Raw genomic sequence first — 17,806 nt, 5'->3', positions numbered from 1 at the left:
TTCTTAGAATGGGACTTAGAAAAAACACCAAGTTGTGGCATCGATATCCAAATGCTCCATATCCTATTTGCGGGAGGGCGTAATAGTGAAAAAACGATTACGGACGGGAAACATGGCGGTTGCTTTGATCATGCTGCTGGCCGGAACATTGCCGGGATCTTTCGGGTCGGCAAAGGCGGCGGAAAATGAAGCATCGGCGGCGACGTATTCAAGCAAGCACGATGTGGTACAAGCCTCAAACGGGAAATATACCATTTCCTATGATTTGGCCAAAGGTACGGGAAGCTTGTCCTGGAAAGGCGAGACGGTGGTTCAGGAGTTCAGCTCGGATTTCGCGAAAGCGGGCGGCGAAACCATCAGCTCCCGCAATGCCGTGAAAAACACGGCGGAGTGGAGCAATTTGAAAAACGATAAGTACGGGAAGAACGGGCGGAAGCTGACGATTCACAGCCGGATTGATACGGGGGATCAGATCGATTTGAATTTTTATATGTACCCCGGAGCGGCCTATGTTCTGACCGATATGCAGGTGCATAATCCGCAAGGTTTAACCGTAGAGGCGCTGAAGCCGATTGCCGCGCAGCGGCTTGATATCGGCGCGGGGAACGAGAAGAAAGTCTTCACCACGCCGTATTCCAACAACTTTGATTTCGGGGTGGCTCCGGTGAATGATTTCGGGAAAAGCCAAAACGGGGCGGACCGCTTTGCCGGAGAAAACCTGCAATGGGAGGACTTCAACGGGATCAGCCACTGGGTAGCGGCCGTGTTCGACAACGGAAACAAGCATGGATTCGTCGGCGGGGCGGCCACCGTACAGAATTGGAAAAGCAGCCAGAAGCTTGGTGAAGCGGAAACGCAGGACGGTCCGATAACCGAGTTCACCCTTTATAACTGGGGCGGAAGCAAAAACGGAACAACGGTGTCTTCGGACCTCTTTTTCCTTGGATTTTATGACGATTATCAGCAGGGACTGGAAGAGTACGGCAAAGTATACAATACCGGCGAACCGCATATGGAATGGGACGGCGATGTGCCGATGGGCTATAACACCTACTATTCCCATTACGGATATGCGACGGCCGAAGGCATGTACGCGATGGTCGATTATATGGCGGAGCATCTGAAGCCGCTCGGTTATGAGTATTTCAATTTGGACGGAGGATTCCAGGCCGAAAGCGGCATGCCGTTTGAGCAGGCGATCACGAAATTCATCGATTACGTCCACTCCAAAGGGCTTAAGGCGGGCGGATACGCTACTCCGTTCACGATCTATGACGAATGGATCAATCTGCCCGTAGAGGGGACCAATTTGACGCACCGTGACATTTGTCTCAAGGATGAACAAGGGAACCTGATCCGGACTTATTTGAACACTTATGTTTTGGATATGAGTAATCCGGTCGCCCAGCAAATCGTAAAAAGAAACATCGACGATTATATCGAATGGGGCTATGACTACATCAAGCTCGATTTTATCGATATGGGGATGTATGAAGGGCAGCATTACGATCCCAACGTGAACGGGATGCAAAACTACCGGATCGGCATGGGCATCATCCGTGACGCGGTGCTGGCCGCAGGCCGCCCGATATATATCAACGAATCGATCGCCCCGCTGCTTCCGGCCGCTTTTGCCCATGGCCGCAGAGCTGCCTGCGATACTTCCCTCGGCGTAGCCAGCTATTCCGGCATTGAAAGACAGGCGTTCAACAGCGCGGCTTCCTGGTGGACTAACGGAACGATTTACGAATACAACGATCCCGATATGTTCATTCCGCAAAACGTGGTTCAGGGCTTTTGGTCCAAATACAGTCAAAGGGACGCGGAGCTTCTGGCAACGGCGGTAGCTTTGGGCGGAGGCCACTGGCTGATCGGGGACAACTTCCCGTTCATCGACGAGGACCGGATGGAATGGCTGCACAACCAAGAACTGCTGGGCCTCGTAAAGCAGGGGAACGCGGCCAAGCCGCTGAAGATGACCGATTTCTATCATCAGGAGGAGCACTCCCCGTCCGTGACGGTACTGACCGATGATGATGGAAACCGGGTGCTGGGATTGTCCAACTGGACGGATCAGCCGCAGGACGTGAACGTGAATTTTGCCGACATCGATCTGAAGGCGAACAAGAAATACCAGTTAACGGAGCTGTACAGCGGCCGTTCGCTGGGAACGATGAAGGGAAGTTTGACCTACAAGCTGGAGCCGAAGGGAACGGCGATCATCAGAATCGCCAAGGAGAAAGACGTGCCGGCGACCCCGATCCCGGAAAACCTGGCGCTGGGCAAACCCGTGCAGGTGTCCTCCACATGGGCGGATCCCGGCTATGAAGCGGGCAACCTGACCGACGGCGACATTACGACACGCTGGAATGCGGCGGACGGGCAGCAGAACGATCAGTGGGCCGAGATTGATTTCGGGTCGGAGACAGCCGTTAACAAATTCGTGGTGAAGGAATTCAGGGATCCGAATTTCCGCATCGCGAATTACACGCTGCAGTATTGGGACGGTTCGGATTACCGGGACATCACGAAAGGCTTCTCGCTGGGCGACAACCGGGTGCTGACCTTCCCTACGGTGACGACCTCCAAGCTGCGGCTTTACATCAATACAGGATACGGCGTGCCGTCGATTTATGAGCTTGAGGCGTATTACGAGCCGGGCAAGGGCGGCAGCCGTATCGATCAGGACGACAGCAATCAAGGCTACTCCTATTATTCGGATATAAGATCGACGATTGAGCGCATGCAGACCTTTACATTGAAGCATTCCGATCTGCCGAAACTGGATGTTTATATTTACGAAAGCTACCGGAACGCGGTGCCGAAGGATGCGTATTACTTCGATCTGGTCGTGCTGGACGATCAGAACAACCCGGTAGAGAAGCTGTTCTCCGCTTCGCTCCCGGCGTACAACATTCCGGGATCGATTTCGCCGTATTCGATTTATCCGAAGCTGACGGGGCTTGATGTGACCAAAAAGTATGGATTAATCTTGAAGTCGCCGAAATCCGACATGACGGAAAGTACGGACAACAATTACGGATTCGCCTACAGCGACAATAACCCTTACCCGGACGGCGAAGCCAAATTGTCCTTCGACGGCGGAAACACCTGGGTGACGGAGGATCATCGGGATCTGATCTTCAGCCTGTACACGTCGGAGGATTGGAGTAATTAATAACGGATAACGACAAGAACGCCGGACTGAACCATGAAAGCCCCCGCTGCAGAGATTCTGCAAGCGGGGGCTTATTCACGGCTCCGTCAGGTTTATAAAAACGCATAAGGAACATTTCTGGATGAAATCAATGCGTAAATGACCCAGGGGGCACAATTTCTTTAGCTTGGTAGTTGTCACTTGACCAAGATAATTGAACAAGGCCATTTCTCAATTCGTTGAAATACTCCAGTTTGAAATTGTACTTTTTGCCGGATTCAAGATAAATTTGTCCCGAAGTCTCCGACGCTGATTGTTGCTGCCAATGATCTATGACCAACTCGTCATTAACCCAAAGTCTGACTCCGTCATCGGATTTAACATAAAATGTGTAATTATCGGAATAGCTCGGTTGAATTTGCCCGGTCCAACGCACGGAATACGTTTCCGGATCTATGCCGGCGTCAGGAGGAACTAATCCCCAATTGAAATCGATGTTCGTATCGACTCTGTCAAGCCGTTTGTCGGTTAAATCCGAATCGTTAAAGTATTCTCCGTTTAATCCTGGCTCCGACAACTGAGGTTTATTGATAGTTCCGCCGATGGCGATAATCACGTTCTCGGTGCCGGAGCTGGTATAATATAAACTTCCGTCTTCGGCAATCGATACTTGATGGGACGAGTTGCCGAGGGCAGCCGGTTGGTAAGCGGCAACCAAGTCTCCTTCTTTTGAAAAGACATTTAGTCCGGCTACCGTGTTCACGTATATATCACCTTTGTTATCGACAATTGGCGACGATAAGATTCCTTCCGTTCTCGCTGTCTTCCACTTGATTGTTCCATCCAAGTTGATAGCGTACAAATACGAATCCGCTGCGTTATTCCCTACATAGAGCGCTTTTTCCCGCTCGTCATACGCTGGCCCCGAAGGAAGATAACCTTCCAAAGGAAGCTCCCAGTTAAGCGATCCGTCCGAAGTTGTAATGCTGTAAAGCTTTTTGCTTTGGTAGCCGGTAATATAAACATTTCCCTGATCGTCAAGCAGGGGAGCAATATATTGAGGATTTTCGTTCAGCATGCCCGAGTAATAGGTGTTGGACCAGCGCAGGTTTCCCGCCGGGTCGATCGAAGAGAGAGTGATTTTATTGCTCAGACGACTTTTTACATATAGATTGCCGTCTTTGTCAATAACGGGATAAGACGGATAAAGGCCTAAATTGATGCTCCATTTAACGGTTTGGTTTGAAGGATCGGCCGCTATCAGTTGCTGCTGCTGATTAGCGATATAAAGCACTCCGTCGCTGCCTATTGCAAAATCCCGATTGGAAGAATTTAAGATTGCCCAGCTGCCGTCATTCCCCCATCTAGGTTGTCCGGATGTATCAAAGGCGTAAAGCAAAGAAGCGGATGAAACATAGATATAACCGTCGTTCCCCAATATCGGCGATGAAGTTGCGTAATATTTCAGATCGCGTTCCCATTTTAGTGTCCCATCCGGATTTAAAGCTATCAATTTCGAGCTTCTGACTCTATTTTCCGTGGCAATATAAATGGTGCCGTCTTCCCCGATCGTCGGTGTGTATTGAAAAGAAGTGGTTTCAACCGGGTACTTCCATTTTGTCGTCAAATCCTCGTTTACTCCGCTGAATCTGGAGTTTCTCGTCCAATTGAAATCCGTTGGCTGCTGCGCATTGATCTCATACGCGCCTTGCCCATAGCCGTCCCCTTGTGAAAAAGGAATACTTGCCGCATTAGAAATCCCGCCGGTCAAAGATAAAGCAAACCATACCGCTATTAGTGCACTGACACTTTTCTTGAACATTGTTTAGCCTCACCCTTTCTTCGCTTGTCATCATTTTCATCGGAGGATTTCCAGTATTTAATTAGGGTTCAATAATATTCCTAAGCCATTTATAGATCCAAGGTTCACTTCTTACCCCCGTTTCAAAGGTTCCAATCAAAACGATATAAATCCAATCGTTGTTATATGGTTCCGCTTTCATGGCGGTTCTATAATGGCACCAAGGGGTGATAGAGTGCTTACAAAAATAACAAAATACCGCTGGCAGTACATCATGATTTTGCCCGCCGTCGTCCTGCTGTTCCTGTTTAGCTACATTCCGATGGTCGGCATTCAGGTTGCCTTTAAGGATTTTCACATTGGAACGACGATGTGGAGCAGCCCGTGGGTAGGGGTGGAAAATTTCTCGTTTTTGCATGACGATCAGTTCTGGCTGGTCGTAAGGAATACGATTTATATCGCTGTCCTAAAATTCGTGACGGGGTTTCCGGCCCCGATCATTCTGGCGTTACTTATTAACGAAGTGAGACATAACGGATTCAAGCGATTCGTTCAATCCGTCAGTTACCTTCCTCACTTTTTCTCTTGGATCGTGGTGGCCTACATCCTGCAATCCTTTCTTACTTTGGACGGGGGATTGGTCAACCAGTTTATCGTTAAACTCGGGGGAGATCCGGTGTTCTTTCTTGGCTCTACGGAATGGTTCCGTCCGATTGTTGTCGTGAGCGGATTGTGGAAGGAAATAGGTTGGAACACAATCCTGTATCTCGCGGCGATTACGAGCATCGATCCTCAGCTATACGAGGCAGCCAAGGTGGAAGGCGCCGGGAAATGGGCGCAAATGCGCCATATTACGCTGCCGGGAATGATGCCGACGATATCGATTATTCTAATTCTCAGCATGCCGAGTCTGATCGCGGTTGGGATGGATCAGATCTATCCGCTGATGAACCCGGCCAACCAGCCGGTAGCTGACGTACTGGATACGTACATTTTACGCAGCGGCCTGCAGCAAGGATATTTTGGCATGGCGACTGCGGTAGGTTTGTTATCATCGCTAATCAGTCTTATTCTTGTTGTCTCTACCAATCAGTTATCCAGAAAAGTGAACGAGGGGGGACTTTGGTAGAATGAGTACTTTAGCAAAAGATCGAATCGGCCAGCTTATCATTGTAGTCATTCTGTCTCTCCTGTGCGTTTCCGTCATTTATCCGTTTATGTATATGCTGTCGATTTCGCTCAATGTAGGCAGCGATGCCGCCAAAGGCGGAGTTTACTTGTGGCCCCGGGAATTCACTTTGGCCAACTATAAGGTTGTGTTGGGAAATGCCGTGATTCGCCATGCTTATATTATCACCATAGCCCGAACGCTTATTGGAACGTTTGTTGGTTTGTTAATCACTTTGCTGGCGGCGTTTGGACTGTCATACGACCGTATGCCGTTCCGGAGTGTTTTACTCACTTATGTGCTGATTACCATGTTGTTTGGCGGCGGGTTAATCCCGTTTTACATTCAACTGTATCACTTGCATTTGCTTAACTCATTTTGGGTCTATATTGTCCCCGGGGCTTTTTCGGCCTGGAATATGTTCGTCATGCTGAAATTTATTCAGGGGATTCCAGGGGCGCTGATTGAATCGGCGGAAATGGATGGCGCTAATCCGCTGCGGATTTTATTCGTCATCATTCTGCCGCTCTCCAAGCCGATGCTGGCGGCGCTGGCTTTGTTTACGGCCGTCGGACATTGGAACGACTGGTTTGCCGGGGCTTTTTATGTCACCGACCAGAACCTGATCCCGGTCCAGACCTTTTTGCAGCAGCTGTTATCGGCGCAGGACATGTCGACCGTTTTGGGCTCGAACAATAACATCGAAGCATTGGCCCGCGGAAATATGCTGTCCAATGTCACGCTGATGTCCATCAAGATGGCGACCGTAATGGTCAGCGCGATTCCGATCCTGTGCGTATATCCGTTTCTTCAGAAGTATTTCGTTAAGGGAGTGCTCATCGGCTCCGTAAAGGGGTGAGATGTTTCCAAATAAATATAGCAGCAAAGTTCAAGTGTTTCTGACAAAATGAAATCGAAGGGGGAAATGAATTTGAGTTCACGCAAAGGTATGACGAAAAAGCTGACGGCTTTGACAGCGGCGCTCCTGCTGACTTTCGTAACGGCCTGCTCCGGCGGCAATAGCGCAAACGGCGGGAATACGGCACAGGGCAACAACACGGGTATGGAAACAACCGGCAGCAACACAAGCAGCAGCGGCTCCAATTCCTTCAAGCTGTGGCTGGGCTGGACGGCCACCATCAATAACGACAGCATGGTGCAAAAATACTGGCGGGAAAACGATCCGCACATCGACATTCAACTGGAATCAACCCAGGGCGATGCCATGACGGCTCTCAATTTGAAGCTGAACACGGGCGGCTTTGACGACGCGGCGATTTTCGGACGCGGCGACATCGTGAACAACGCCATGGTTCGCTCCAACGCGATTCTTCCGCTTGAACAATATTTCAATATGCCGGATAAATATCCGGGCCTGGCGTCCATTCCTAAGGAATATCTGGATGCGATGAAAGACAAAGACGGCCATATCTGGTCCATTCCGACCTGGTATGACCAAAATCCGGACGATCCATGGCCGGGCTGGGCATCCCTGGGCTGGTTCGTGCGCAGCGACGTGCTGGAAAAAGTCGGCATGACGATGGATGACCTCAAAACGCTGGACGGCATCGAAAGATACCTGAAGCTTGCTTCCGAGCAAAAGGACGCCAACGGCAATAAGCTGATTCCGCTTAGCTTCCTGTCCGACGCGAGTGACGAAAGCGTTATCCTGAGCACCTTCGGCGTAACGACAAGCTCGGCGGGCGGCGTGATTCCGGTTGAGAAGAAAGGCGACAACTACGTCTTCATCTACGACGATCCGCAGTACAAAGCGGCCTATCAATGGATGAACAAAATGTATAAAGAAGGCTTGCTCGACCATGAAGTCATGACCGACAAGAAAGAACGCTACAAGGAGAAGAACAAATCGGGACGCGTAGCGATGAACGCCGGCGGATTCTTCAACATGGACGCATCCCTGTGGGAAGTGCTGGACGGACCGACGGAACCTTCCTGGTATTATGAAGCGATTCCTTATCCGCAAGTAACAGGGGTAGACCATGTCGGCTACAACCAAATCGTCAACCCTTACCCGGCGGACGATGTTTATATCAGTAAGAAATCGAAAAACCTGGACGCCATTCTCAAATTTTTCGACTATGCCCTGGAACCGAAACCGGAACAACAACAGGTAATCAACGAAGGACCGGCCGGCAAGTTCTGGGATTGGGTAGACCAACCGCTGGGCAAATGGGAATATATCGACAAGGACTACCAAACGCTGCATGACTCCGGAGATTCGGCCAAAAAAGTCAGCACTACGCCGGAGCTGTACATGACTTCCTCTTACAGCAACGAATGGTATCCTTGGTGGAACTATAACGTCACCGAGCCGAAAGGCAGACTCAAAACGATCGACTTCACCGAGAAAATCGGCAAGATGGGCGCGATCCGCGTCGCCGAACCGTACGATATGGTCAAAGCCAAACCGGGCGGACTTTGGGAGAAATACTTGCCTGAGCTCGAAGCGGTTAAGACAGAATATAAAGCAAAACTGATTATGGCCAAGGACGACGGCCAATTCGAATCGGCCTGGAACGAATTCCAAGCCGCGCTCGAGAAACGCGCTCACTGGAGCGAACTGAAGACGGAATGGAATGAACAGCTGACCGCAGCCAGCAATTCCTGATAGACGAGAACCATTGCCTCATATCTCCGCGCCTGAACTTGGATGAACTCCAAGCAGGCCGGAGCCATTTGAGGCAATTTTCGTCGATGTAGGGGCATCTGGGAAAATTTGTGATCGGGCGGTTCGCTAGAGCCGGCTTCCGCCCATGTGGTACACTTTTTGTAGGTGAGGAAGGAGTGCTGCAGCATGAGATCATGGCTCGAAAATAAAATCATTCGCTTCACCGGAGGAATGAATCTTGGCCGAAAAATTCTGATTATGTACGGATTGATTTTACTGGTGCCGAGCTTGATTCTAGGCAGCATTACCATGTATATCGTCGTTCACAGTTTTCACCATAATTATGTTTCCACCGTTGACGATTCCGTCAGACAGACGGCCATCAACGTGGACTTCAGCAAACAAAGCTACGAGCTGCTGGCGATTCGAACCGCGACCGACAGCGAACTGATCGCCAGGCTCGGCCGGGAATACGCGGATATGACGCAGATTATGGATACGGTCAATTATTTGGACCGCAATTTTTTGCTGACGAGCAAATATTTGCCCGGCATCGCCGACTTTCGCATTTACCATACGAACGGCACGCTGGTTCAAGACGGGCAGCTCCTGTGGCGGCCGGAGAACCGGATGTTGTCCGGCTTGGATGAGCGAACCTGGTACAAGAAAACGATGGCTTCCACCAGCTTGCTGCTGTGGAGCCGTGCGCCGGATAATCCTGGGCAGATCGTCCTGACGAGCAAAATTCTGAACAGCTCGGGAAACGCCCTGGGCATGGTCTACATTTTGCTCGATTACAACGTCGTTTTCGGCGATTTATTGAAGTATCCGTTTAACGACGAAGGAAGCCTGTATATCGTAGACGAATCGAAGCGGATTCTGGCCTCGACCGAGAAGGATAAGGTCGGCAGCCGCATTTTATCCGAGGATTGGCCGGAAGACAACGAATCGATTAAAGAAACGGGCGCAATATATGACCTGACCCACACCAAACAGCTTATGATCGTCGAGCCCATTTCTTCCGATTGGTACGTGGTGACGTTAACGCATATGAAATACATGGATCCGCAAAGCCGAATGCTGCTTTATCTGATTGCCGGCTCGGCGGTCGCTCTACTTCTGCTGTCGGTTTTTCTCGTGATGACGATCGTCAAAAACATCGTGCTGCGCATCCGCCGGTTGGGCATCCGGATGAGCGACCTGTCGCGCGGGGAATTCGACGTTTCGATCCGCAATAAAGTGCAGGATGAGCTCGGGGACCTCGAGATCATGTTCAACTTCATGTCGGAGCGGCTGGGCATCCTGGTCGAAGACATTATGAAAACAAGCCTGATGGAAAGGGAGCAGGCTTTTAAAGCGATGCAAGCGCAGATCAACCCGCATTTCATTTACAATTCCCTCAGCCTGCTGCGCTGGCGCGCCCTGGACGTCCGGGATGAGGAGCAAATCCGCATCATTGACGCTTTAAGCACCTTTTACCGGATTGCCTTAAACAACCGGGTCAGCGTCATTCCTGTCCGCGAGGAACTGGAACACGTCAAGGCCTATCTCGAAGTGCAGCAGCTAAGGTACCCCGACCGGGTGAATGTCGAGTGGGAGATCGACGATATTGCGTTGGATTATTACACCATTAAAACCCTGCTTCAGCCGATTGTGGAAAACTGTTATTCCCATGGGGAGATTACCCGGAAAAAAGAGGCTGTGATCCGCATCTCCGTTTGGATTGCCGAGGATCGTATCCACATGTCCGTCTTCGACAACGGGCAGGGGATTACTGCGGAAACCATGGCTGCCATCGAATCCGGAACCCATGTCGGCAGCGGTAACGGGTTCGGCACCTCGAATATCAAGGAACGGTTGTCGCTGTATTTCGGGGAAGAAGCGACATTTGCGATGGAAAGCGAAGCCGGGGAATGGACGCGGGTGACGATTGCTTTTCCGGCATGTACCGTACCGCCAACCATTAGGAGGGTAAATGAACATGCTAAAGGTACTGATCGTAGATGACGAACCTTCCAATATTCAAGGATTGGTGCATTACATCAAATGGCGGGAGCTTGGCTACGAGCTTCCCGTTACAAGGGAATCGGGAGAAGAGGCGCTCGAGGCGATCCGTGAATCGGATTTCGACGTGCTGATTTCCGACGTATCCATGCCCGGCATGACCGGCATCGAGCTGGTGGCGCAGGCTAAAACGATATACCCCCATCTTCAAGTGCTAATGATCAGCGGTTACAACGAATTCGAATTCGTGCAGGACGCGATTCATGTCGGCGCCCAAGGATATGTGCTGAAACCGTTGAAGCTGGAAGAGGTGACGAGCCGCCTTTCGTCCATGCGCGAGACGCTGGAGAAGATGCGGTCGCTTGCCGAGCAGACCGACACGCTCAAGAAAAAAGTCTCGGGCAGCCTGCGCCTAGTTAAGGAACGGTTTATCAGCGATTTGATCGCAGGAATTGTCCCCGAGGGGGAGTTGCTGGCTTCCTGGAACAATTTGATGGAGCTGCCGGCGGAGATCCGGGAGCTGCGGTTGTTTGTTTTTGGGCTGGACCATTTTTTGGCCCAAGGTAAGGAAGCCGAAGAAAGAGTACTGCTCGGGGCGGGGTTCCGCAAAACCGTCGACGTCGGTTTGTCCGATTTGGAATCGGTCTGGCTGGCGCAGACTTCTCCCGATGAAATCGCGGCCCTGCAGCTCAATCCGTCCGTAGAGGAAAAGGCCCGGATCGAAAAACAGCTCATGTTCATCCAGGACGTGATGCGGCAGCAGCACGGCGCGACGGTGACCGTCGGCTGCAGCCGGACGGGATACGAATGGTCGGAAGTTCCTGACCGCTACCGGGAGGTTAAATTCTTGATGGCGCAGGCGAGGCTGATGGACGACGGTCAGATCGTCCGGAACGACTCGGTGGATGCGGAAGACTTCGACGATTTTCGTTTGCGGGAAGAATTCACTCCGGAAGTAATCAAGCTGATGGAATCGGGCGATACGGTCAAGGTCCGGGAGGCGATGGACCGCTTGTTCAATCTTTTGTCGGCCCAGAAGTCGTTCTCTTTCGTCCAAGCCTTTGGGATGAGCTTTCTCAGCGAATTGATAAGGACTTTGAAATGGAATGACGAAGCGGATAAAGAGATGAATATCGTGATGTGGAGACGGATGTTGGACTGCAGCAGCACGGAGCAAATCATCGAATTTCTGACCGAATACGTGGACCGGTACATGACGGTGGAAGTGAAGGAGCAGATGAACCAGCAGCGTCATTTGATCCGCAAAGTCGCCGTCTTTATCGAAGAGCGGGTTCAGGAGAACTGGACGGTGAAGCAACTCGGCGAGCAGTTTAGTCTTAACGCGAGTTACTTAAGCGTGCTCTTCAAAAAAGAAATGGGCAAAACGATTTCCGAATACGTTCAGGAAACGCGGATTCATCGCGCCAAAGAGCTGCTGCGGGACCCGAACATCAAGGTCTACGAAGTGGCCGACCGCGTCGGCATTCAAACCTCGGCGTATTTTACGTACTTGTTCAAAAAAATCGTCGGCGTCACGCCCCAGGAATACCGCGACTATCGTTAGCCGCCGGGAAATTCGGCATATCCCGCTATAGATCGGAACATCGCTGCATGGAAACGGGCGAGCCCCGTCTTTATAATGGAGGCAGTTGGTGCACGATGGATAGCCATGAGGAGGGAGAACATGAAAACAGACAGCAGCAATTCGGTAAAAATCACGAGGGATTCCGGAACTAGGATTTCCGCGGAGCATGCGCAGGGCCGTCTGGAAATCGACCTGGAAAAAGGCGAATTTTCCTGGACGGCCAAGGGCTCGCTGACGTGGAGGGAAATCCGCAGCGCTTTCAGGTGGCAAGGCCGGGAATATCACACGGGAAATTTTGAGCGTCATTTTCTAAAGGAAGAACCCCGGATGATCGAGGACGGCTTCGGCAAAGGCGTGCATCTGACGATTGTGCATGAAGCGAAAGGGCTGCCCGGCTTGGAGCAGCATTTGTACGTGTACGAAGGGCTACCCTTCTTTTTAGCCCGAACGGTGGCGTTTGGAGGGGAAGAAACGAAAATTAACCGGATGACGGTACTTCGGTCTGCGGAATTGAGTTTTGAAAGGGCATTCAAGGCGGACGAAGAGCTTTATGCGCTGCGCGTTCCTTATGACAACGACAAATGGGTGCGGTTTGAAGCCCGGCCGCTTCCGCTCGATACCGTAAGCTATGAAGTTACCGCGTTGTTTGAACCGGGAAGCCGGAGCGGCTTTGTTCTGGGCTCGCTTTCCCATGATGTGTGGAAGACCGGAATTCATGTCCGCGCGGAGCAGGCCGGAAAGCTCGAGGAGCTGGAGTTGTTCGGCGGAGCGGCCGGCTGGATGACGCGGGATGAGCAGCCTCACGGTTATGTGCATGGGGCTCGGATCGAGTCCCCGCTTGTTTTCGCCGGGGCCTACGGCGATTACCGCGACGGACTGGAAGCCTACGGCTGGGCCAATACCCGAATGGAAGCTCCTTTGTTCTGGGAAGGCGGCGTACCTTTCGGCTGGAACAGCTGGTCGGCGGCGATGAGCACCCTGGACTATGATCTGTACACCTCGACGAGCGATTTTTTGAAGCAAGAAGTTCAGCCATCCGGTTTCCAGAGCGGAGATACGCTGTATATCAACTTTGACGCCTTCTGGAATCGGCTCACGCCGGAAGAGATGGAGGATGCGCTTCGCCGGGTAAAGGAAAACGGACATAAGCCGGGAACGTATTGGACCCCGTTTGCTTTCTGGGGACCCCCGTCTAAGTTTCATGAACCGGTCGAAGGCACGAATGGAAAATACACGTACGCCGATATTTTGCTGCGCGATCCCGAAGGGGAAATTTTGCCCGATATCGCCGGCGGGCTGGCGATCGATCCGACGCATCCCGGGACGCTGCAGCGCATCGACTGGTTTACGTCCAAGATCATTTCCGAGGGCTTCGAATACGTGAAACTGGATTTTATGGCGCATGGCGCTTTGGAAGGCAAGCATTACGATCCGAAAATTACGACGGGGATCGGTGCGTATCACTACGGCTTGTCCCATTTGGCCCAAAGACTGTCTCCTGAAGCGGCGGGCCGTCCGTTTTTCATCAACCTGTCGATTGCACCGCTGTTCCCCTATGCCTTTGCCCACAGCCGCCGGATTTCCTGCGACGTGTTCGGTACGATAGGAGATACGGAATATTTGCTCAATTCGTTGACCCACGGCTGGTGGATGAACGATAATCTTTACCGTTTTAACGATCCGGACCATACCGTTCTTTACAAAAGCTTCAACCAGGAGCCGACTTCTTTGCATGAGGGGCGGAGCAGGCTTACGGCTTCCGTGATTTCCGGAACCATGCTGCTGCTCGGCGACGACTTCCGTAAAGACGAAGCGGCCGCCCGCGCCAAAGCGTGGCTGTCGAACAAAGCCGTCATGGATGTTGCCCGCATAGGCAAAACGTTCCGCCCGCTCGAAGGCAACTTCGGTGACAAGGCCTCGGATGTGTTTGTACTGGCAGATCTCGCGCCGGAATCGAACCGGGAGCCTGCCGTTTATATTGCCGTTTTTAACTTTGACGGAGAGAACGCCGCGACGAAGAAGATTTCGCTGGAGCGGGCAGGCTTTGAAGCCGGCGTGAATTGCCGGGTTGCGGATTTATGGGAAAGCGCGGAAAGCGAGGCTAGTCAAGACTTGGACGTGAAGCTTGAACCCGCCGAATCGAAAATTTTTAAAATCATGGGATGGTGAACCTCGTTGTCGATTTACGTAGATGAGCAGCAGCGTCTGTTCGCATTGCATACCAACAGCAGCACCTATTTGTTTGGCCTGAACGACAAAGGCCATCTGCAGCATTTGTATTGGGGAGCCTCCGTCGATCCGGCGGATGCCCTTCCCCTGCTAGGTTCGCGCGGGCACAGTTCCTTTGACGCCGAGCTTGACCGGGAGGAAGAGGAATACGGGTTTTGGGGCGGACTTTGCTACACGGAGCCATCGCTTAAAGTAACTTGGCCGGACGGCGTGCGCGATTTTTGCCCGGAATATGTCGGGTCCGGGATCACCAGTATGGATGGCAAAGAGACGCTGATTCTTACGTTTAAGGATAAAGCGTATCCGTTTGAAGCGCATTTGTATTATTCGGTTATTCCGGAGCATGATCTGGTCGAGCGGTTCGTCCGGCTTGTAAACATGGGCACGGAACCTGTCGTGCTGGAAACGATCCAGTCGGCGGCATGGACGATTCCGTATCTGCCGGAATACCGCTTGACCCATGTGACGGGCAAATGGGCGGGAGAATTCCAGCTTCGCAGCACGATCTTGTCGGAGGGCAAAAAGCAGCTCGAATCGCGGCGCGGCTTCACGGACGGGCACGCCAATCCCTGGTTCGCCATGGATAACGGGCATGCGACCGAAGAGCGGGGCGATGTTTGGTTCGGCGCGCTCGCCTGGAGCGGCAACTGGAAAATCGTCGCCGAGCAAACGGCCTTCCACCATGTACGCGTCACCGGCGGGATTCAAGACTTTGACAGCAGCTGGCTGCTCGGCCCCGGCGAGGAGTTTGCAGCGCCGGTATTCGTTGGCGGTTATAGCGCCGGCGGTTTCGGCGGCATGAGCCGGCAGTTGCACCGGTATCAGCATGATTACGTGCTGCCGAACCCGAAGCCGCGCAAAGTGCTGTACAACTCCTGGGAAGCGACTTACTTCGACGTCCAGGTTCAGGACCAGATGGCGCTGGCCGAACGGGCGGCCCAAATGGGTGTCGAGCTGTTTGTCGTCGATGACGGATGGTTCGGGCAAAGAAACCACGACCGGGCGGGACTCGGCGATTGGTTCGTGAACGCGGCGAAATTCCCGAACGGGCTCGGCGAGCTGATCGATCACGTTCACAAGCTGGGGATGGAATTCGGGATCTGGGTCGAACCCGAAGCGGTGAACCCGGACAGCGATTTGTACCGCGCCCATCCCGACTGGGTGTACCATTTTCCGACGCGCGGCCGTACGGAGCTGCGGAACCAGCTGCTTCTGAACATTTCCAAACCGGAAGTGAAGAGCTACATTCTTGAGTTTATGACGGAGCTGCTCAGCCGCAACAAGATCAAGTTCATCAAATGGGACATGAACCGGACGGTGACGGAGCCCGGCATGAAAGACCATCCGCTGAATCGTCAAAAGGAAATCTGGATCCGCCACGTCCAAAGCTTGTACGAAATCTGGGCCGAACTGCGCCGCCGTTTTCCGCATGTGGAATTCGAGACCTGCGCGGGCGGGGGTTCCCGGATCGATCTGGGGATTTTCCGCTATGCGGATCAAGCTTGGCCCAGCGATAACACCGACGCTTTTGACCGGCTCGGCATTCAGGAGGGCTTCGCATACGTTTACGCTCCGAAAATGATGACCTGCTGGGTGACGGAGTCGCCTACGGGGATGAACCGCCGCGTATTGTCGCTGCCTTACCGGTTCCACAGCGCGATGATGGGTTCGCTTGGCATCGGGGCGAACCTGAACCATTGGAGCGAGGAAGAAATGGAAGCGGCTGCCGGATTAATCCGCCAGTATAAGGAGATCCGCCCGCTGGTACAGTTCGGAAATCAGTACCGTCTTTCGGCGCTGCGGCATCTTGGAGTAACCGCGGTGCAGTATACGGACGCGGATGGAAGCGGCAGCGATAGCGTGCTGTTTGCCTTCCTGCATTCGCAGCAGCTTGGAGACCGGCTGCCTCGCTTGTGTCTGCAAGGGCTGAACCCGGATAAAACCTATGTCATTGAGGGACTGCCCGGCACTTGGAGCGGCAGAGGGCTGATGAACGTAGGCATCGAACTGCCGCTGCGCGGCGATTTCGACAGCCTGCTGTATCGGATTCACGAGCAATAAAATCATCGGCATGACGCTTCGTCGGCAACATGAAGAAACGGTTGGATTGAGGGGGAGCCTCCTTGATGCAACCGTTTTGTGTTGTCTTGATTTCGGGATACCGGATAAAATAGTTGTTAAGTGCAGGTTTGAGGCCCCCTACATCTTCGGGCACGAAATGTCGGATCGGCATCCCCCGGGACTGCTATCTTTAAGGTGAAAGGAGGTCATTACCGATGGATTTGCTCGAAAGAATGAACGGCGCGTTAAGTTATATCGAAGAACATCTGGACGACGAAATCGATTATCCGGAGATCGCCCGGCGGGCGTTATGTTCGGAGTACCATTTTAAACGGATGTTTTCCTTTTTGGCCGGGGTCCCTCTGTCGGAATATATCCGCCGCCGCCGATTGACGTTGGCCGCGTTTGAATTGCAAGACCGGAGCATCCGGGTGATCGATGTGGCGGTCAAATACGGCTACGGTTCGGCGGACGCCTTTGCCCGGGCTTTTCAGGGGCTGCATGGAATTACGCCGTCGGAAGCCAGGGACCAGGGCCAGCCGCTCAAAGCTTATCCTCGCATGACCTTCCAACTAACCATTCAAGGAGGCAGCGAAATGAATTATCGGCTGGTGGAAAAAGAGGCATTTCGAATCGCGGGGCTTTACAAAAGAGTTCCCATCATCTTTAACGGCGTGAATCCGCATATCGCGCAGATGTGGCAGAGCTTGAACGAGGAGACGATCGTGCTCCTGAAGCGGCTCTCCGATACCGAGCCTGCGGGAATGATCAGCGCCTCGACGAATTTTTCGGAGGGCCGCATGGAGGAAAAAGGCGAGCTCGACCATTATATCGGCGTCGCCACCACGAAGGCGGTTCCGGATCAGCTTGCGGCGCTGGAGGTTCCGGCATTAACTTGGGCGGTGTTTACTGCGGTGGGACCGTTCCCGGAAACGCTGCAAAACGTCTGGGGGCGAATTTACGCGGAATGGTTTCCCTCCTCCAATTACGAGCAGGCCGAAGGACCGGAGATTTTATGGAACGAGAGCAAAGACATGTCTTCCAAGGCGTACAAAAGCGAAATCTGGATACCGGTGACGGCGAGAAAAACGGTTGGAGACTAACTCAAACAGGCTGGAAATTGACCGAAAGTAGACTGAAAGTTGATCGAATGCTGACCCAAAGCCGCCGGT

The 17,806-nt window shown here is 52.5% G+C and carries 10 protein-coding genes; 9 read left to right on the top strand and 1 reads right to left on the bottom strand.

Annotated features, from left to right (window positions below):
- Positions 1–85: 85 nt before the first annotated feature.
- Positions 86–3,178 (top strand): discoidin domain-containing protein, encoded by a 3,093-nt coding sequence (locus ACI48K_RS01515; RefSeq protein ID WP_475025793.1) that lies wholly within the window; start codon positions 86–88, stop codon positions 3,176–3,178.
- Between the two features lie 127 nt (positions 3,179–3,305).
- Here ACI48K_RS01515 and ACI48K_RS01510 read toward each other — a convergent pair whose 3' ends face one another.
- Positions 3,306–4,979, bottom strand: a complete 1,674-nt coding sequence (locus tag ACI48K_RS01510; RefSeq protein WP_475025792.1) for a PA14 domain-containing protein — start codon at positions 4,977–4,979, stop codon at positions 3,306–3,308.
- Between the two features lie 214 nt (positions 4,980–5,193).
- Between ACI48K_RS01510 and ACI48K_RS01505 the strand changes: the two genes are divergently transcribed.
- From ACI48K_RS01505 to ACI48K_RS01470, 8 genes are all read left to right on the top strand, one after another.
- Positions 5,194–6,087: an ABC transporter permease gene (locus tag ACI48K_RS01505; RefSeq protein WP_475025791.1), complete on the top strand. Its 894-nt coding sequence runs from the start codon at positions 5,194–5,196 to the stop codon at positions 6,085–6,087.
- A 1-nt stretch (position 6,088) separates the two neighbouring features.
- Entirely contained in the window at positions 6,089–6,985 is an 897-nt protein-coding gene (locus ACI48K_RS01500) for a carbohydrate ABC transporter permease (protein ID WP_475025790.1), read from the top strand.
- 72 nt (positions 6,986–7,057) lie between these two features.
- Positions 7,058–8,755 carry a type 2 periplasmic-binding domain-containing protein gene (locus ACI48K_RS01495; RefSeq protein ID WP_475025789.1) on the top strand — a complete coding sequence of 566 codons (1,698 nt, stop codon included), beginning with the start codon at positions 7,058–7,060 and terminating at the stop codon, positions 8,753–8,755.
- Between the two features lie 186 nt (positions 8,756–8,941).
- Positions 8,942–10,762 (top strand): sensor histidine kinase, encoded by a 1,821-nt coding sequence (locus ACI48K_RS01490; RefSeq protein WP_475025788.1) that lies wholly within the window; start codon positions 8,942–8,944, stop codon positions 10,760–10,762.
- Complete coding sequence (locus ACI48K_RS01485; RefSeq protein WP_475025787.1) at positions 10,731–12,323, top strand: response regulator transcription factor; 1,593 nt, start codon at positions 10,731–10,733, stop codon at positions 12,321–12,323. The genes ACI48K_RS01490 and ACI48K_RS01485 overlap by 32 nt, the downstream gene beginning before the upstream one ends.
- A 120-nt stretch (positions 12,324–12,443) precedes the next feature.
- Positions 12,444–14,513 (top strand): alpha-galactosidase, encoded by a 2,070-nt coding sequence (locus ACI48K_RS01480; RefSeq protein ID WP_475025786.1) that lies wholly within the window; start codon positions 12,444–12,446, stop codon positions 14,511–14,513.
- Between the two features lie 6 nt (positions 14,514–14,519).
- Positions 14,520–16,634, top strand: coding sequence for an alpha-galactosidase (locus ACI48K_RS01475; protein WP_475025785.1), 2,115 nt, complete (start codon positions 14,520–14,522; stop codon positions 16,632–16,634).
- A 215-nt stretch (positions 16,635–16,849) separates the two neighbouring features.
- Positions 16,850–17,737, top strand: coding sequence for an AraC family transcriptional regulator (locus ACI48K_RS01470; protein WP_475025784.1), 888 nt, complete (start codon positions 16,850–16,852; stop codon positions 17,735–17,737).
- Positions 17,738–17,806: the final 69 nt, after the last annotated feature.

The sequence above is a fragment of the Paenibacillus terrisolis genome (genome assembly GCF_056171975.1).
This window is presented reverse-complemented; position numbering and strand designations above follow the sequence as displayed.